Origin of the sequence: Caballeronia sp. GAWG1-5s-s, from assembly GCF_023631445.1 — a bacterium.
GTDB lineage: Bacteria > Pseudomonadota > Gammaproteobacteria > Burkholderiales > Burkholderiaceae > Caballeronia.
The window spans coordinates 37,724-54,639 of sequence record NZ_JALQDC010000001.1; the positions used below are offsets into that span (position 1 = coordinate 37,724).

General features: G+C 64.8%; 10 protein-coding genes and 1 pseudogene. 5 read left to right on the top strand and 6 right to left on the bottom strand.

Annotated features, from left to right (window positions below; genetic code table 11):
• The first annotated feature begins 299 nt into the window (after positions 1-299).
• On the top strand, positions 300-2,153 hold the full coding sequence (locus tag NCR34_RS00190; protein WP_502800033.1) for an O-linked N-acetylglucosamine transferase, SPINDLY family protein: 1,854 nt from the start codon (positions 300-302) through the stop codon (positions 2,151-2,153).
• A gap of 53 nt (positions 2,154-2,206) precedes the next feature.
• On the opposite strand, the pseudogene NCR34_RS00195 reads toward NCR34_RS00190, so the two are convergent.
• Positions 2,207-2,897, bottom strand: a pseudogene (locus NCR34_RS00195) (transposase); the annotation flags it as partial.
• A gap of 372 nt (positions 2,898-3,269) precedes the next feature.
• Here NCR34_RS00195 and NCR34_RS00200 point away from each other — a divergent pair.
• Positions 3,270-4,352, top strand: coding sequence for a GGDEF domain-containing protein (locus tag NCR34_RS00200; protein ID WP_250498826.1), 1,083 nt, complete (start codon positions 3,270-3,272; stop codon positions 4,350-4,352).
• Between the two features lie 4 nt (positions 4,353-4,356).
• Here NCR34_RS00200 and NCR34_RS00205 read toward each other — a convergent pair whose 3' ends face one another.
• The 3 genes from NCR34_RS00205 to flhF are packed head-to-tail and all read right to left on the bottom strand — an operon-like array spanning position 4,357 to position 7,788.
• A complete protein-coding gene (locus NCR34_RS00205; RefSeq protein WP_175938629.1) occupies positions 4,357-5,088 on the bottom strand; it encodes an RNA polymerase sigma factor FliA in 732 nt (243 codons plus the stop codon).
• 20 nt (positions 5,089-5,108) lie between these two features.
• Positions 5,109-6,026 (bottom strand): MinD/ParA family ATP-binding protein, encoded by a 918-nt coding sequence (locus NCR34_RS00210; protein WP_250498827.1) that lies wholly within the window; start codon positions 6,024-6,026, stop codon positions 5,109-5,111.
• Positions 6,019-7,788, bottom strand: coding sequence for a flagellar biosynthesis GTPase FlhF (gene flhF / locus NCR34_RS00215; protein ID WP_250498829.1), 1,770 nt, complete (start codon positions 7,786-7,788; stop codon positions 6,019-6,021). The genes NCR34_RS00210 and flhF overlap by 8 nt, the downstream gene beginning before the upstream one ends.
• Before the next feature lie 309 nt (positions 7,789-8,097).
• Here flhF and NCR34_RS00220 point away from each other — a divergent pair, with 309 nt between their 5' ends.
• The 3 genes from NCR34_RS00220 (at position 8,098) to NCR34_RS00230 (ending at position 11,372) form a co-directional block, all read left to right on the top strand.
• Positions 8,098-9,792 (top strand): thiamine pyrophosphate-binding protein, encoded by a 1,695-nt coding sequence (locus NCR34_RS00220; RefSeq protein ID WP_250498830.1) that lies wholly within the window; start codon positions 8,098-8,100, stop codon positions 9,790-9,792.
• Between the two features lie 414 nt (positions 9,793-10,206).
• Positions 10,207-10,764: a PAAR domain-containing protein gene (locus NCR34_RS00225; RefSeq protein ID WP_250498831.1), complete on the top strand. Its 558-nt coding sequence runs from the start codon at positions 10,207-10,209 to the stop codon at positions 10,762-10,764.
• The gene (locus NCR34_RS00230) at positions 10,764-11,372 is read left to right on the top strand and encodes a T6SS effector amidase Tae4 family protein (RefSeq protein WP_250498833.1); all 609 of its coding nucleotides are present in this window, start codon (positions 10,764-10,766) and stop codon (positions 11,370-11,372) included. The genes NCR34_RS00225 and NCR34_RS00230 overlap by 1 nt, the downstream gene beginning before the upstream one ends.
• Positions 11,373-11,675: 303 nt before the next feature.
• On the opposite strand, the gene NCR34_RS00235 is transcribed toward NCR34_RS00230, so the two are convergent.
• Both NCR34_RS00235 and putA read right to left on the bottom strand, forming a co-directional pair.
• On the bottom strand, positions 11,676-12,824 hold the full coding sequence (locus NCR34_RS00235; protein ID WP_250498836.1) for a branched-chain amino acid ABC transporter substrate-binding protein: 1,149 nt from the start codon (positions 12,822-12,824) through the stop codon (positions 11,676-11,678).
• A 98-nt stretch (positions 12,825-12,922) separates the two neighbouring features.
• Positions 12,923-16,852, bottom strand: coding sequence for a trifunctional transcriptional regulator/proline dehydrogenase/L-glutamate gamma-semialdehyde dehydrogenase (putA, locus tag NCR34_RS00240; protein WP_206467247.1), 3,930 nt, complete (start codon positions 16,850-16,852; stop codon positions 12,923-12,925).
• Positions 16,853-16,916 lie beyond the last annotated feature (64 nt).

A 16,916-nucleotide genomic window follows, 5' to 3' on the forward strand; every position in this document is an offset into this window, starting at 1 on the left:
GCTGTTTCCGCCGGCACGGTACGCAGAATTCGGGTGTCGCGAGTCCAATTCTCGTTGCGGGCTACTACGAATGGGAAGTGATGGTGCGCGGCGAGGCGGCGGCGGGTCAGATGTCCGCGGAAGCGTTGATGCGCGCAAAAGCGCAACTGACTCGCTTGTACACGCATGGCATCGACACGCTCGGCATGGTCGAATTGCAGCCATTGCGCGCCAACCTCGACGAGCTGGTCAAACAGCCGACTGCGGGACTCTATGCGTCCCCGCGTTTTCGCGCCGACGCGGCAATGGCGAACGAAAGAATGCACGCGCGCGCGGCGGCTCGTCTGCGGACGCCGGAAGCCAATGTGGCCGCCGCCGAGAAGCCGGCGACGACGAATCCCGCTGTCGAGGCGCTGCTCGCGCGCGCCGTCGAATGTCATCAGGCCGATCGGCTCGACGAAGCCGAGACGCTGTATCGCGAGATCCTGGCGACAGATCCGAACCACCCCGAAGCACTGCATCTGCTGGGCCTCGTTGCTCACGCCTTCGGCCAATACGCGACAGCGTCCGAGTTGATCATGGCCGCCATCGCGGTTCGACCGGCGGCCGCGTTTTATTACAACCTCGGCAACGTCATGCAGGCGGACAACCGGCCTGCTGCTGCCGTCGAGTGCTTCCGCCAGGCGATCGCGCAGCAGCCCGACTATATCGACGCGTATTACAACCTCGGGATTGCACAGCGCGCGATGCACGACCTGACCGGCGCTGTCGATTCTTTCGTCAAGGTCGTGTCGCTGAAGCCTGATCACGCGCAAGCCTATAACAACCTTGCCACGACGATGATGCAACTCGACGAACTCGATGCTGCCATCGAGGCGTACAGCACGGCCATTGCGTTACGCCCCGAGTTGCCGGCGCCGCGCAGCAACCGGTTGTTCGCGTCGAATTACTACAGCGGTGTGACGCCCGCCGCGTACCTGGAGGAAGCCAAAGCTTTCGATGAAGCCATCACGCAGGGCGTTACGCCGTACCGTGACTGGCTCGTCGAAGCGACGCCCGCGACACGCCGAGCATTGCGCGTCGGCATTGTGTCCGGCGACCTGAATCAGCACGCCGTCGGTTATTTGCTCGAAAGCGTGGCGAATCATGTCGACGCAGCGCGCGTGGAGTTGCACGCGTATGCGACGCGCGATGTCGAAGATGCGCTGACGCTGCGCATCCGGCCGCACTTTGCGACGTGGACGAGCCTCGCCGGCATGACGGACGATGCCGCCGCCGCGCGCATCCGCGACGATCGCATCGACGTGCTGATCGATGCATCGGGCCATACGCAGTTCAACCGCCTGCCCGTGTTTGCGCGCAAGCCCGCGCCCGTGCAGGTCAGCTGGCCCGGTTACTTCGCAAGCACGGGTGTGCGCGCGATCGACTACATGCTCGGCGACCGTCACGTGATGCCGGAGAGCGAGGCACACCACTTCACCGAGCGCGCGTGGCGGATGCCCGACAGCTACTTGTGCTTCACGCCGCCTGCCGAGCAGCTGGACGTAGGCAACCTGCCGATGCTCGACAACGGACATGTGACGTTCGGCTATTTCGGCAAGCTCGCCAAGATTTCGGATCAGACGGTGATGTTGTGGTCACGCGTGTTGCATGCCGTCGCGCATTCGCGTCTGTTCATCAAGGCGCAGAATCTCGATCTGGATCACGTTCGCCAGTCGATCGTCGCGCGCTTTGCCGCACACGACGTCGATGCATCGCGCCTGATCCTGGAAGACCGTTCGCCGCGTGCCGAGTATCTGGCCGCGTATCGTCGGGTGGACATCGGGTTGAGCCCGTTCTCGTATCCCGGCCGCACGACGACGGCGGAAGGCCTGTTCATGGGCGTGCCCGTCCTGTGCCTGCGCGGCGAGCGGTTTCTGTCGCATATCTGCGAAAGCATGCTGCATGCTGCCGGCTTTCCCGACTGGATCGCACAGAGCGAAGACGACTATGTCGCCAAAGCCACGCAGTTCGCCGCCGATGCGTCGCAACTGCAAGCGCTTCGCAGCGGCCTGCGCGCGCAACTCGTCGCTTCGCCGCTGTGCGACGCTCCCCGCTTCGCGAAGCATCTGGAAGACGCGTTGCATGGCATGTGGGCGGCGCACGTCGCGCCCACCGAAGCTGTGGCGGGTTAGCCAGCGCGTGCCCGGCTGCCCGCCGGCCGGGCGCGAAGACGTCGTGAAACATTCAGTACGTTCTGCACACCGCGCGGCTCCAGGTCATTGACCACGCATGGCCAGAACTTCGCGCCCTCGGTCTGCTCGACCCAGAGCCTCGGCACGTCACGCGTGCCGCCGCGGCGCACGCCCAGCGCCATGTAGATCGCCCTGTTGAGGACCGCGTCTTCGTCGCGGATCTTGGCCCGCAGCGAGTCGAGCAAAACGCACTCGATAGATCGGCTCGCGCGGTCGCTGTGGCCATTCGCGCACATCGTCGATCACTCCGCCGGTCACCGTGCTGACGCACGGCATCGAAGCATCTACGGACTTCGTGCGCGTACATGGCGATGATCTTGTCGTCGAAGCCGCTAAAGCGTGGCTCGCCGTTGGCAATGAGCACCGGATGGAAGGCCTCTGCTCGGTCGCGGAAATTCGCTGTAGAGAAACCGTCGTCAGTCGTGACGCGCTTGTGGCCGGTGCGGTTGCAGTGATCGTGCTGCCCACCGGCTTGGTTTCGCCTTTCCGTAGCCGAGAAAGTGCGTCTGCTCGCCGCCCAAGCGCGCGCTCGCGGGCAGTTGCTCTTTCATCCGCGCGGTCAAGCGTTCCGGGCACCGGTTGCTTGATCAGCTCCGGATCGAAGCTCAATCCTTCGCCCGATTCGCTCGTCGTTTCTTCCTTGCGTTCGCGTCGCGTAACGAGGCTCGTTGGCCGTCCGTTCATGCCTCACACGCGTGGTTTCGCATAGGCTCGACGGCGCTGGCTTTCGCGTGGGTTCCAAGCAACTCTGACGCGTCCGTGCGAACTTGACCTACTTTGTCTGCTTTGCCAAAACAGGCACCAGCTTTACTGGCCATGCTGATTGACCAATACTCGGCGTACACGAAGGCCGTGCCATGACCTGCTCGATAACGGTATACGAGAAGACAAGGGGTTGCTGGTTCGATCCCAGCCGGGCGCGCCAAGTCGCACATCAGTCGCTTCGACGTCATCCCCACGAAACTCAAGCAACGCAACGCTTTGCCGTTAACCCTACGGCCGACCGCGCCCATTCTGACCGCGTCGACCGAACAAAAACAAAATCCAGGGGTTCACATGCAGCAGGCCCACCACCCGCCACGCTGGTCTCATGCGTTCGCATGGGCGGCGCTTCGGCATCCCGAACGCGAACAAGCCACGCTGCGCGTCGTGCTGGGCGCCGCGGTCCTGCTGGCCTACGCCTGCTACGCGTTGCTCGCCCCTTCGCACGATGCGTCGCTGGTCGCGCAAATCGTCGGACTCTATGTGTTCTACGGCGCGGTCACGCTGCTCATCGTCAGCCGCATGGCGTCGCCATCGAAGAAGCGGCTCGTCGTCACGACCATCGCCGATCAGGCGCTCGTCGGCGCCGCGCTCGCGGCAGGCGGGGAAACCGCGTTGCCGCTCTTGTGGGTGGTCTTCTGGTTTCTGATCGGCTCGGGCTGCCGCTACGGCAAGCGCACGCTCGCCGTCTCCTGCGCCACCGCGATGGTAGTCATCGGCGCGCTCGCGCTCTGGCAGCCGTGGTGGAACGCGAACTTATCCGCCGCGCTCGGGCTCGCGTTGAGCGTGCTGGCGGCATCGGTGTATCTGACCGTGCTCGTCGATCGTCTCGGCAACGCCAATCGCGATCTCGCGCGTCAGGCATCGACCGATCCGCTCACGGGTCTCGCGAACCGGTATGCGCTGGAACACATCGTCAATCGCACGATGTCCGACGCCTCGCAGGACACCGTTCTGCTCCTGATCGACCTCGACGGCTTCAAGGAAGTCAACGATACCTACGGCCACGCGGTCGGCGACCTGCTATTGCAGCAGTTCGCCAACGTGCTCGCCCGCCGCATGTCCAATAGCGACACCGTGGCGCGCCTGGGCGGCGACGAGTTCGTGGTGCTCGCGCTTCAGGCGCAGAGCCGCACGGCCGTCCTCGCGATCACCGAGGGCATTCACGCGGCGCTCGCGTCGATCACGTCGGTGGACGGCCGGCCGGTTTCGGTCTCGGCGAGCATCGGTGCGTGCATGCTGTCGAGCGCCGCCGACGCGCGCCACGCCGACATCCACGCCGTGCTGCGCGCCGCCGACCGCGCGATGTATCGCGCGAAAAGTCTCGGCATCGGCAAAACGGTGTTCGCCGAAGCGCGAGACTTCGAAGCCGGCTAGCGCATTAAGCCTCCACGCTCGTCCACGACTGCTCGCGCAGCTTGGCGCGCAAGCGGGCGACCGCCTGGCTGTGCAGCTGGCACACGCGCGATTCGCTCACTTCCATGACCGCGCCGATTTCGCGCAGGTTCAGGCCGCGTTCGTAGTAGAGGCTCATCAGCAGCTTCTCGCGTTCCGGCAGCTTGTCGATGGCTTCGATCAACGCGCCGCGCAGGCTGTCGTCGAGCAGCGCGGACAGCGGGTCCGAACGATCGACGCAATAGCGGTCGAGGAACGGCTCGTCGTCGGCGGAGCGGTCGAAGTCTTCGTAGTAGATCAGCTGGCTGCCGTGCAGGTCCTGCAGCATCGACTGATATTCGTCGAGCGGCATCTTCATGTGCTCGGCGATTTCCACTTCGCTCGCGGCGCGGCCGAGGTTCTGCTCGACCTTGTGCACCGCCGATTCGACTTCGCGCGACGTCTTGCGCATGCTGCGCGGCAGCCAGTCGTTCGCACGCAACTCGTCGAGCATGGCGCCGCGAATGCGCTGGCTCGCGTAGGTTTCGAACTGCGCGCCCTGATCTTCCTTGTAGCGGCTCGCCGCATCCAGAAGGCCGATCATGCCGGCCTGAATCAGGTCGTCGAGATCGACGCTCGCCGGCATCTTGGCGACGAGCTGAAGTCCGAGCCGACGAACGAGCGGCGCATATTTAGTCAGGACGTCCGACTGTGAGAGTTTGCCTTGGGCGTTGTACATCTGAGTCACCTTAATCTTGATCACATCGACGCCGTACTGGTCAATGCATGACTGGAGAACATCGACGCCATGCGCCCCGTCTCCCGTCCGCCCTTGTCAGCCTCGCCAACCGAAAACCGCGCGTCATTCCGGACCTGCGTCTCGCTCCCTGACGGCGCGGGACGCATCGGCCAATGCAGAAGCTCCGCCGCGATTTGCCGGTAGTCGCGCGCCGCGGCTGTCGCCGGGAACGCTTCCACCACGCAGCGCGAGAGCTCCTTCGCCCGAGTGACGCGCGCATCCTCGGACACATACCCTGCCTGCACGAGCGACACGGCCAGATACCGGCTCGCGACGCCCGACAGGTTGTCGAACGCGACCGCCGCGTCGGCCGGGTTCTGCACGTGATTGACGAGCACGCGGAACTGGCCGATCGCATGGGCGTAGTGCAGACGCTTGATGCACGCGTACGCCTCGGTGATCGCGGACGCGGCCACCCGCGTCACGATGAGAAAGTCATGCGCCTGCGCCGCGAGCGACGAGAGCGCGCCGTATCGGTCGAGCTGCGCGTCGATCAGAACGATGTCCGCCTGACCGTCGAGCAGCGCGCGGCACTGCGCGGCGTCGTGGCTGATGCGTTCGTCGCGTGGCGCGGCGAGCAGCGAGAAGCCGAACGGCGTGCGCGTCACCGCGTCGTGAAGCGCCTCGCGGCCCGACATCACCGCGGCGAGCGCCCCAGCGCCTGACGTACCGGCGAGGCGCGCAGCCGATGCCGCGTTCGCCCGCTCGTCGATCACGAGCACGTCCTTGCCATGCACGGACAGCGCCGCGCCCAGATTCACGACCGCCGACGTGCAGCCGATACCCGCCGGCCCGCCCGCCACCGCCACCACGCGCGAACCGCCTCGCGTGAGCAGCCTTCTCAGACCTTCGGCCTGATCGAGCACGAACTTATCCAAAGCGGACCTCATGCAGTTCGGTGGTGGCGCGCGCGGACAATGCGGAGAGCAGTGCCGGCACCTCGTCGTCCTGCGGCACGAAGGGCGAGCCTTCGCGCGGAATGCAGAACGCGCTCTTGATCAGAAAACGCTTGGTCGCGACGTACAGGTTCTCCGGCACCTTCTGCCCGGTCGAGACGTAATGCACCGGCAGCTTGTAGCGGATCACGGTATCGAGCACGCCGCCGAGATTCGTCGCTTCGTCGAGCTTGGTCAGGATGCAGCCCGCGAGCGGCGGCTGGTCGGCCGCGCTCTTGTACGCCTGCACCACTTCGTTGAGCGTGTCGCCGTGGCTCGTCGCGTTGAGCAGCAACAGGCGCTGCACCGGATGACCCGCGCCGCAGAGCATCGAAATCTGGTCGGACACCATGCGATCGCGCTGGCTCATGCCGATGGTGTCGATCAGCACGATGTGCTTGTTGCGCAGTTCCGAGAGCGCGAGTTGCAGGTCGGCGGCGTCTTTCACCGCGTGGACCGAGACGCCCAGAATCTTGCCGAAGATGCGCAGTTGCTCGTGCGCGCCGATGCGGTAGCTGTCTGTCGTGAGCAGCGCGACCTTGCTCGCGCCGAAGCGCATCACGCAGCGCGCGGCGAGCTTGGCCGTGGTCGTGGTCTTGCCGACGCCCGTCGGGCCCATCAGCGCGAACACGCCGCCGCGTTCCATCAGCGCGTCTTCGCTCGCCATCACCGGCAGGTTCGATTCGAGCACCTGCTGCACCCATTCCATCGCGTGCTCGGCGCTTTCCATCTCGGGCATGTTGTCCACGACCATGCGCACGAGTTGCGCGGAGAAACCGGCCGCGAACAGGCGCTTGGTCAGGCCGGCATTGCCCGGGCTGCGGCGCTGGCGCTCGCCCCACAGGAGACCGGAGAAGTGCTCTTCCATCATCTCGCGCATCGACGAGAGTTCGTGCATCACCGTTTCGTTGACGACTTGCTCCATGCGCGCGCGAATCGCGTCGGTCACGACGGCCGCCGCGTTCGCGGGCAGACCTTCGAGCGCGCTGTCGGGCGAAGCTTCGGCTTGCGGCGCGCCCGCGTTGATCTTGTGGGCGGCGCGGCGCGCGGCGACTTGCGCGGCTTCGCGCGCCCAGTCGGGCGTGTCGATCTTCGGCTGCGCCGGCTGGCGCATCGCGTAGTTGCTCGGCTCGGGCTTCTCGGCGCGCTGGTCGGCGAGCTTCTCGGCGGCCTTCGGCGCGGATGCCTTCGGCGGCACCGGCACGCCGAGACCGCGAGCGATCGCAGCGGATGCCGAGAGCGGACGATTCGACGGCATCGCGGCCTGCTCGGCGATGCGTCGCGCGTGCTCGATCAGCCACGGATTCGACTCGGCCATCGTGCGCGGTGCTTCGTCGGCAAAGGCGTCGCGCGGGGCGTCGTGGTGATCGAGGTCATCTGCATGCGCTTCGGGATTCGCGCCGAAAACCGACGAGAACACGTCGCCGCTCGCGTACGGATTCGCGGCGGCCGGTTGCTTCGCGGCCACGGCGGCTGCGGCTTGCGCGAGCGCGGAGCGCGGCGTGGCGCTCGGGAATGCGGCCGGCGCCTGTTCGTGCGCGGCCGGCGAAATGGATGCGATGTCGCGATCCGCCACGCCCACGATCTCGACCGAACCGTCGTCCAGCGTGCGATTCGACAACACGACGGCATCGGGGCCGAGCGCTTCACGAACCTGGCGCAGAGCGTCGCGGCTGTTCGCGCCAATGAATTTACGAATGTTCAAACTTGCCCCCGATGAGGTATGAGACTGCGATCTTTGCGAGGCGGGCGCTGCCGGATGTTTTGGGGCGCCCGCTTTTCAGTGAAGCCATTATTGCGAAGATGCCCTTCGGCCTATCGCGGGATAAAGGGTGAGAAACAGGGGTATTTCGACTGATGGACGACGCCCGTGCGTCCCGGCGGCAGCCGACCGGGAAAAGATTCCGCTTGTATTCCGCTTGTTAGCGGACAACGGGCCGCGCGGCGGCGTAAGCTCTAGGGCTCAACGCGCAATGCCCGGCTTCGGCCGGAACACAACAGGAGACTTGACCGCATGACCTCCGACGCTTCCTCCGCTCTTTCCCGTGAGACCACCGGCGCGCGTCTTGTCGTGGATGCGCTCGTGCACCACGGCGTCGAGCGCGTCTTTTGCGTGCCGGGCGAGAGCTTTCTCGCCGTCCTCGATTCACTGCACGACGAGACTGCGCAGATCCAGACCATCGTCTGCCGCCACGAGGCGGGCGCCGCGAACATGGCCGAAGCCGTCGGTAAGCTGACCGGGCGGCCGGGCGTCGCCATCGTGACGCGCGGGCCGGGCGCGACGCACGCGTCCATCGGCGTGCACACCGCGTATCAGGACTCCACGCCGATGATCCTGCTCATCGGCCAATGCGCGCGCGACCATATGGATCGCGAGGCGTTTCAGGAAATCGACTATCGCCGCATGTTCGGCCAGATGGCGAAGTGGGTCGCGCAGATCGACGATCCGCGCCGCGTGCCGGAATACATGAGTCACGCGTTTCATGTGGCGATGGCGGGGCGGCCCGGGCCGGTCGTGCTCGCGCTGCCCGAGGACATGCTCACCGAAGCGTGCGAAGCCGTGCCGCCCGCGCCGCATTACCAGCGCGTCGCGGCATCGCCCGCGCCCGCGCAGATGGAGCGGCTGCGCGATCTGCTGGCGAATGCGAAGAAGCCGTTCGTGATCGCGGGCGGCAGCGGCTGGACCGAAGCGGCGACGCAGGATTTCGCTCGCTTCATCGAGCGATGGCAACTGCCGGCGGGCTGCGCGTTCCGCTTCCAGGACACGCTGAACAACGAGCATCCAAACTATGCGGGCGATGTGGGCCTCGGCATCAATCCGGCCTTGGCCGCTCGCGTGCGCGACGCCGACGTGCTCTTCGTGCTCGGGCCGCGCATGGGCGAATCGACGACGGGCGGCTACACGCTGCTCGACATCCCGAAGACGAAGCAGACGCTCATCCACGTTCATCAGGGCGCGGAGGAACTGGGGCGTGTCTATAGCGCGGATCTGCCGATCGTTTCGGGGATGCCGGAGATTGCGTCGCTGCTGACTTCATTGGAACCGCCTGCCGAGATTGCCTGGGCCGGAAGCGCGGAAGCCGCGCACGCGGCGTATCTCGACTGGCGCAAGCCGCGCCCGATGCTCGGCGACGTCCAGCTCGGCGAAATCATGCGCACGCTGTCGGAGCGCTTGCCCGCCGACGCGATTGTCACGAACGGCGCGGGGAATTACGCGACGTGGCTGCATCGGCACTACGCGTACCGGCATTTTCGCTCGCAGGTTGCACCGACGAGCGGCGCGATGGGCTACGGCGTGCCGGCTGCGATCGCGGCGAAGTCGCTGTATCCGGAGCGCACGGTAATCGCCTTTGCGGGCGACGGCTGCTTCATGATGGCGAGCCATGAAATCGCGACGGCCATGCAGTATGGGCTGGCGGTGATTTTCGTGGTGGTGAACAACGCGCAGTACGGCACGATCCGCATGCATCAGGAGCGGCACTATCCGCATCGCGTGCATGGCACGGGGCTGACGAACCCGGATTTCGTCGCGTATGCGCGGGCGTTCGGGGCGCACGGGGAGCGTGTGGAGGCGACCGAGCAGTTCATGCCGGCGTTCGAGCGCGCGGTGAGTTCGGGGCTGCCTGCGGTCATCGAGATTCGGATTCCGCAGGATCAGAGTACGCCGGGGGCGACGCTGGAGCAGGTGCGGGAGCAGGGGAGGAAGTGAGATTTGGCTGCTTGGCTGCGAGGGACATTCGAAAACGACCCCAAGCGTCGGACATAGCGCCGGCTCTTGGGGATGCGTTCGGCCCTAGCGGCTGATTACCTCTTCAAACAGGTAGCGCATGGCTGCCGGTTTTGGGGCGGCCAGCCGTTTTCGCGAACGCGCCGATATGAGCCGCGCGTATTCGGTGAAGCGGCAATTCGACGATCAGGAAACCTCCGACTAACGCTCTTTCTGCGCGTCGATCCTACGGGCGTCGTGAAGATTTGTAATTTCGGCGATCCTTTTGCGGTTGTCGTGGCGCCATCGTTCGTCTAGTTAGTACGCTAGCAGTTGGCCCTGCGTAAGCGGTCAATAAACGAGAGCCGCTACACCAGACAACTATCAAGGATAACGAAGCAACACAGGAGACTGCTCATGATGCGACGAATCGCAGTAGTTGGCGACACCCTAAGTAACGGCGGCGAAATTCGCCTACAGGTGGAAATGCCGTTCACGATGGGCAGTGAAGGACATCAGGCTGCGCTCATCAATGGAGCGGCTTACTGCCCGGCCTGTGATAGTACCGGCTACATCGCCAAAGTCGGCGGTCCTCGTCGTATGACCATCGGAAAGAGTGAGATTGCGCTAGACCAAGACTGGGTGATTTGCGGCTGTCCCGAGCATCCTCACATCGTGGCGAAACTCGCGGGAGAAGCGTGGTACGACGATCTGGCCGACATCCTCGGTACGATGGGTTCGGAAAGGGCTGCCGGTACAGATTGCGCGTCGATAAGCACAGGCGCTTTCGATGAGTGCGTATGCGGTCTGAATGTCCCGGAAGGTTACCCGTACTTGATAGCGAAAGCAGACGGAGAAAGCCTGTGCGGCCGGACCGACAGTACTTGCCGTTTGCCTCGCATTCGCACGGGTAGCGCGGAGACTTACGAAATCTACTGGGGCGACGATGCTCTCAGCCACAAGGATTGGAAGTAATGCCGAACGCAAAAACCATCGTCCAGACTAACCGAATCCCCGGCTCGGTAAGACTCGTGAATCTAAGAGTGGTCCCGTTCGCCGAACTATGGGCCGCCTATCCGAAGTCTGCGCCATGCATTGATCCATCAACTGGAAAAGCTGCATTCGAAGACGAATGCGCGATTCGTTTCGGAGCATGCCTGGCCGCAGTCGGCATCACAAATAAATCCTTCAAGGGAGAAACGTGCTGGTTTCACGGTCATCCCCGAAGCCATACGCTTCGCGCAAAGGAGGTAGCGCAATGGCTTCACTTGCAACCATTCGCCGGTTGCCCGACGCCCGAGACCGTTACGGGCGAAGACTGGAAGGACAAGATTACAGGGCGTACCGGGATCGCGTTCTTCGGCAGCTATTGGCGGCGCTCGCTCAAAGAGAGACAACCGAGCGGCGACCACATCGACCTGTGGGACGGACAGCGCCTTACGCCGAGCACGGAAACTACTTTGAGATTCGGCCTTGGCATTTCGCACGTATGGAACCCGCTCTCTGCCATCGGTATCGGACCCGAGAATTTCTACTCGGACCTCTCGCAGGCGAAGACGATTCTGTTCTGGGACATAAAGTGAAGCGCGCGCTTCTATATGCCGGACTATTAGTCTGTGGCGCGCTCGTCGCTGGTCTCACTAGCTTGTATCTTGTGCTACCGAATTCAAACACGCCTTGCAGCGATGAATGCGGCGGTCGGGCGCTGGCGACGGCACTCGAAAGCGCGCTAGGCGGAGCAATCGTATGCCTGTTCGCGGGAATTTGCCTGATGCGCCGTCGGCGACGTGATCGAGTCTAGGAAGTCGATGCGCTCTAGCCAAGACAAACGGCCCGGCGTGCATTACGCACGCCGGGCCGTCCTCTTCAAGCCTTGCGACTAAGCCTTACTTCCCGCCCACGCTCTGCAACGTCGTCCACTTCCCGCCGACGACCTTATACAGCGTGATCCCGCCGTTCTTCAGATCGCCCTTCGCGTCGTACGCGAGGTGGCTCGTCGTCACGCCTTGCATGTCGGTCTTCGCGAGCACCGGCAGATACTTCGCCGGGTCCGTCGAGTTGGCCGCCTTCATCGCGGTGAACATGGCCATCGCGCCGTCGTAGGCATACGGCGAGTACGTCTGCACGTCTTCGTTGAAGCGCTTCTTGTACTTCGCTTCGTACGCCGCGCCGCCCGGCATTTCATTCATCGGCAGGCCGGCGAGCGATGCCACCGTGCCTTCCGCCGATTCGCCCGCAATCTTGATGAACGTGTCGGTCTTCACCATTTCGCCCGCCATCAGCGGCGCGCGGAAGCCGAGCGTCTTCATCTGCTTGACCATCGGGGCGGCCTGCGAATCCGCGCCGCCGTAGTACACGAGGTCCGGATTCATCGACTTGATCTTGGTCAGAATCGCCTTGAAGTCGACAGCCTTGTCGTTCGTGAATTCGCGATCGACGATCGTGCCGCCCGCCGCCTTGGCTGCCTTCTCGAACTGGTCGGCAAGGCCCTGGCCGTACGCCGTGCGGTCATCGACGATGGCGATCTTCTTGACCTTCAGGTTCTTCACAGCGAACTCACCTGCGACCGAGCCTTGCTGCGTGTCCGAGGTCATCATGCGGAACGCTGTCTTGAAACCCTGCGTCGTGTATTCCGGCGCGGTAGCCATCGCGATTTCGGGGATGCCGGCGTTCGCGTAAATGCGCGATGCCGGAATGGTCGTGCCCGAGTTGAAGTGGCCGAGCATGCCCTTGATGCCGTCGTCCACGAGCTTCTGCGCGACGGTCGTGCCCGTGCGCGGGTCGGCCTGGTCGTCCGCCGAATCCAGCACGATGCGAACCGGCTTGCCGCCGATCACCGGCTTCGTCGCGTTGAACTCTTCGACCGCGAGCGTGATGCCGTTCTGGAAGTCCTTGCCGTAGTGGGCTTGCGCGCCCGTCATCGGGCCGGCGAAGCCGACCTTCACGTCGTCTGCCTGCTGTGCGAATGCGGTCCCCGCGAACGACAGGCCGGCGAGCGTCATGGCGGCTGCCAGCTTGGTCATCGTGTGCTTCATAGCTTCTCCTAATACCAGTGTGGATGGCAGCTTCTTGCCGGGATCGCCGTGCCTGCTGCCGTTTGTTTTGAATTTGTCTGAACCGGGCGCCGCAAGTCTCAACCGATCGTCATCAAATTCGCGTTACCGCCCGCCGCCGCCGTGTTCACGCTCACCGAGCGTTCCGTCAGCAGACGTTCGAGCGCGTAGTCTTCGCCGTCGTGGCCAGCGTCGGCGAACGTGCCCGCCGCGACGCCCTGCACCGATACGATCGGCCCCGGGCGCTTAGCGACTTCCTTCACCAGCGACAGTAGTTCGTCACTGTCGCCCTCGAACAGCACGGCATCGTAGCCGGCTGCCGGATCCTTGCTCACCGACGCATGGGCCTTCAGCGCGGGTGGCAGCGATGCCACCAGTTGCTCGCCCGCCGATCCCGCGAAGAGCGCCTTGTTGCCGGTCGCCAGCACGGCGGCGAATTGCGCGCGCGCGCCGCTCGCCGTCGATGCCACGCAGAACACCGTGCCGCGCGCGCTCAACGTGTACGTGTTGCGCTCGCCCGTCGGACCGGACAGCACCGCCGTCGCGCCCGCGAGTACGTGTTGCAGATAACCGTCGCAACGCGCGGCCGTCTGCGGATCGCGTTCGCCGATGGCCCAGTCGCGCAACGCGGTAAGCGCGGCGGCGGGCGTATTGGCGGACGGCGTTTCATCGACGACCAGCGTGCTCGCGAGCGACTTCGGCAAGCCGGTCGGGCGCTTGGCCAACAGACGCTGCAAGTACAGCGCGCCGCCTGCCTTCGGACCCGTGCCCGACAGACCTTCGCCGCCGAACGGTTGCACGCCGACCACGGCGCCGATCACGTTGCGGTTCACGTAGATGTTGCCCACGTGTGCGCGCTGAATCACATGCGCGATGGTTTCGTCGATCCGCGTGTGGATGCCGAGCGTCAGTCCGTACCCCGTCGAGCGAATTTGGTCGAGGAGTTTATCAAGAGACGCACGGCGGTAACGCACCACATGCAGCACCGGCCCGAACACTTCGCGCTTCAGCTCGTCGATGCTTTCCAGTTCGATCAGCGTCGGCGGCACGAAGGTGCCTTGGGCGCACGCATCGGGCAGCGGCTGCTGCACGACCTTGCGGCCCTTCTCGCGCATCGCCGCGATGTGCGCGTCGATGCTGCGCTTCGCGTCGGCGTCGATCACGGGACCGACATCCACCGACAGGCGGTCCGGATTGCCCACGGCGAGCTGCTTCATCGCGCCGGTCAGCATGTCGAGCGTGCGGTCGGCGACATCGTCCTGCAGACAGAGAACGCGCAGCGCCGAGCAGCGTTGACCGGCCGAATCGAACGAAGACTGCATCACGTCCGCCACGACCTGTTCCGCGAGCGCCGACGAATCGACGATCATCGCGTTCTGCCCGCCGGTTTCCGCGATGAGCGGGATCGGGCGGCCGTCGGAATCGAGGCGCTCCGACAGCGTCTTGTTGATCAGGCGCGCGACTTCGGTCGAGCCGGTGAACATCACGGCGCGCGTGCGGGCATCGGCGACGAGCGCCGCGCCGACGGTTTCGCCATCGCCCGGCAGCAGTTGCACCGCGCCCGCCGGCACGCCGGCTTCGCGCAGAATGCGCACGGCTTGCGCGGCGATCAGCGGCGTCTGCTCGGCGGGTTTCGCGAGCACGGGGTTGCCCGCCGCGAGCGCGGCCGCGACCTGACCCATGAAGATGGCCAGCGGGAAATTCCACGGGCTGATGCACACCACCGGCCCGAGCGGGCGATGCGTGTCGTTCGAAAACTCCGCGCGAATCTGCGACGCGTAGTAGCGCAGGAAATCGACGGCTTCGCGAATCTCCGCGATCGCGTTCGGCAGCGACTTGCCCGCTTCGCGCACGACGAGGCCCATCAGCGTGTGCATCTGCGCTTCGAGCAGGTCGGCGGCGCGCGAGAGGCAATCGGCGCGGTCTTCGACGGGCGTCGCCTGCCAGATCGGCGCGGCGGCCACCGCGTTCGCGAGCGCCGCGCTCACCTGTTGCGACGACGCTTCGACCACGGTGCCGACGACATCGCGATGATCGGCCGGATTGCGAATCTCGCGCGCGACGCCGTTTTGCGGGTCGTCGCGTTCCAGCATCGGCACGGCTTGCCACGGATGATTCGCGCTCGCGAGCAGCGCCGACGACAGCGACGCCAGCCGATGCTCGTTCGACAGGTCGAGGCCCATCGAATTGAGGCGCTCGTTGCCGTAGAGCTGACGCGGCAGCGGGATCTTCGCGTGCGGCGCGCCGAGCGGGGTGATGGCTTGCGCTTCGTCGATCGGATCGCGCACGAGGTCCTTCACCGGAACCGATTCATCGGCGATGCGGTTCACGAACGACGTGTTCGCGCCGTTTTCCAGAAGACGCCGCACCAGATACGCGAGCAGCGTTTCGTGCGTGCCGACCGGCGCATACACGCGGCACGGGCGGTTCAGCTTGTCGCGGCCGGTGACTTCCTCGTACAGCGGCTCGCCCATGCCGTGCAGGCACTGGAACTCGTACTGGCCGGGATAGTAATTCTGGCCCGCGAGGTGATAGATGGCGGACAGCGTGTACGCGTTGTGCGTGGCGAATTGCGGATAGACGGCATCCGGCGCGCCGAGCAGCTTCTTCGCGCAGGCGAGGTACGAGATGTCCGTATAGATCTTGCGCGTGTAGACCGGATAGCCTTCGAGGCCGTCCACTTGCGCGCGCTTGATTTCGGTATCCCAGTACGCGCCCTTGACGAGACGAATCATCAAACGGTGACGGCTGCGGCGCGCGAGATCCACCAGATAGTCGATCACGAACGGGCAGCGCTTCTGATACGCCTGCACCACGAAGCCGATGCCGTTCCAGCCCGCCAATTCCGGATCGAAGCACAGCGCCTCGAGCAGATCGAGCGACAGCTCGAGCCGGTCGGCTTCCTCGGCGTCGATGTTCAGGCCGATGTCATAGCGCCGCGCGAGTTGCGCCAGCGCGCGCACGCGCGGCAGCAGTTCGCTCATCGTGCGCTCTTGCTGCGAGCGCGAGTAACGGGGATGCAGCGCCGACAGCTTGATCGAAATGCCCGGGCCTTCGTAGATGCCGCGCCCGCCGGCCGCCTTGCCGATCGCGTGAATGGCCTGCTCGTACGACGCGTAGTAACGCTGCGCGTCTTCTTCCGTCGTCGCGGCTTCGCCGAGCATGTCGTAGGAATAGCGGAAGCCGCGCGCTTCGAACTTGCGGCTGTTGGCGAGCGCTTCGGAGATGGTCTCGCCGGTGACGAACTGCTCGCCCATCAGACGCATCGCCATATCGACGCCCTTGCGGATCAGCGGCTCGCCGCCCTTGCCGATCATGCGCGTGAGCGCCGACGAGAGGCCGGCTTCGCTGTTCGTCGTCACGAGCTTGCCGGTAATCATCAGGCCCCACGTCGCGGCGTTGACGAACAACGACGGCGCCTGGCCCATGTGCGAGCGCCAGTCGCCCTTGCTGATCTTGTCGCGAATCAGCGCGTCGCGCGTGGCGCGGTCGGGAATGCGCAAGAGCGCCTCGGCGAGACACATCAGCGCCACGCCTTCCTGACTCGACAGCGAGAATTCGTGGATCAGCCCTTCGACGCCGCCGCCCTTGCTCTTCGCGCGCAGCGTTTCGACCAGCTTCGTCGCGAGCTTTTCGGTGTCGGCGGCGACGGTGGCCGGCAGTCGCGCCTGACCGATGAGGAACGGCACGCACTCCGGCTCCGGACGGCGGTACGCCGCCGTGATCGCCGCGCGCAGCACGGACTGCGGCTGCACGTTCTGCGCGAACTCGAGGAACGGGTGCGGCGCGCCGTCTTCGTCGCCTTCGACAGTCGCGGCGTCGCTCATCTCCGACGTGCCGTTCACGCCCGAGAGTTCCGGCGGAAGCTGGCCGTGCTCGATCCGCTCCAGATACGCGAAGATCGCCTGCTTGATGAGCCAGTGTGGAGTGCGTTCCAGTCGCGTGGCGGCGTCTTTCAGCCGGGACCGCAGCAAATCGTCGACTTTCACGCCAAGGGTTGTGCTCGCCATATTTCCTTCGTTTGCCGGTCACGCTTACCCGGCCAGGGACCTAAAAGTTGGCGAATCGTACTCC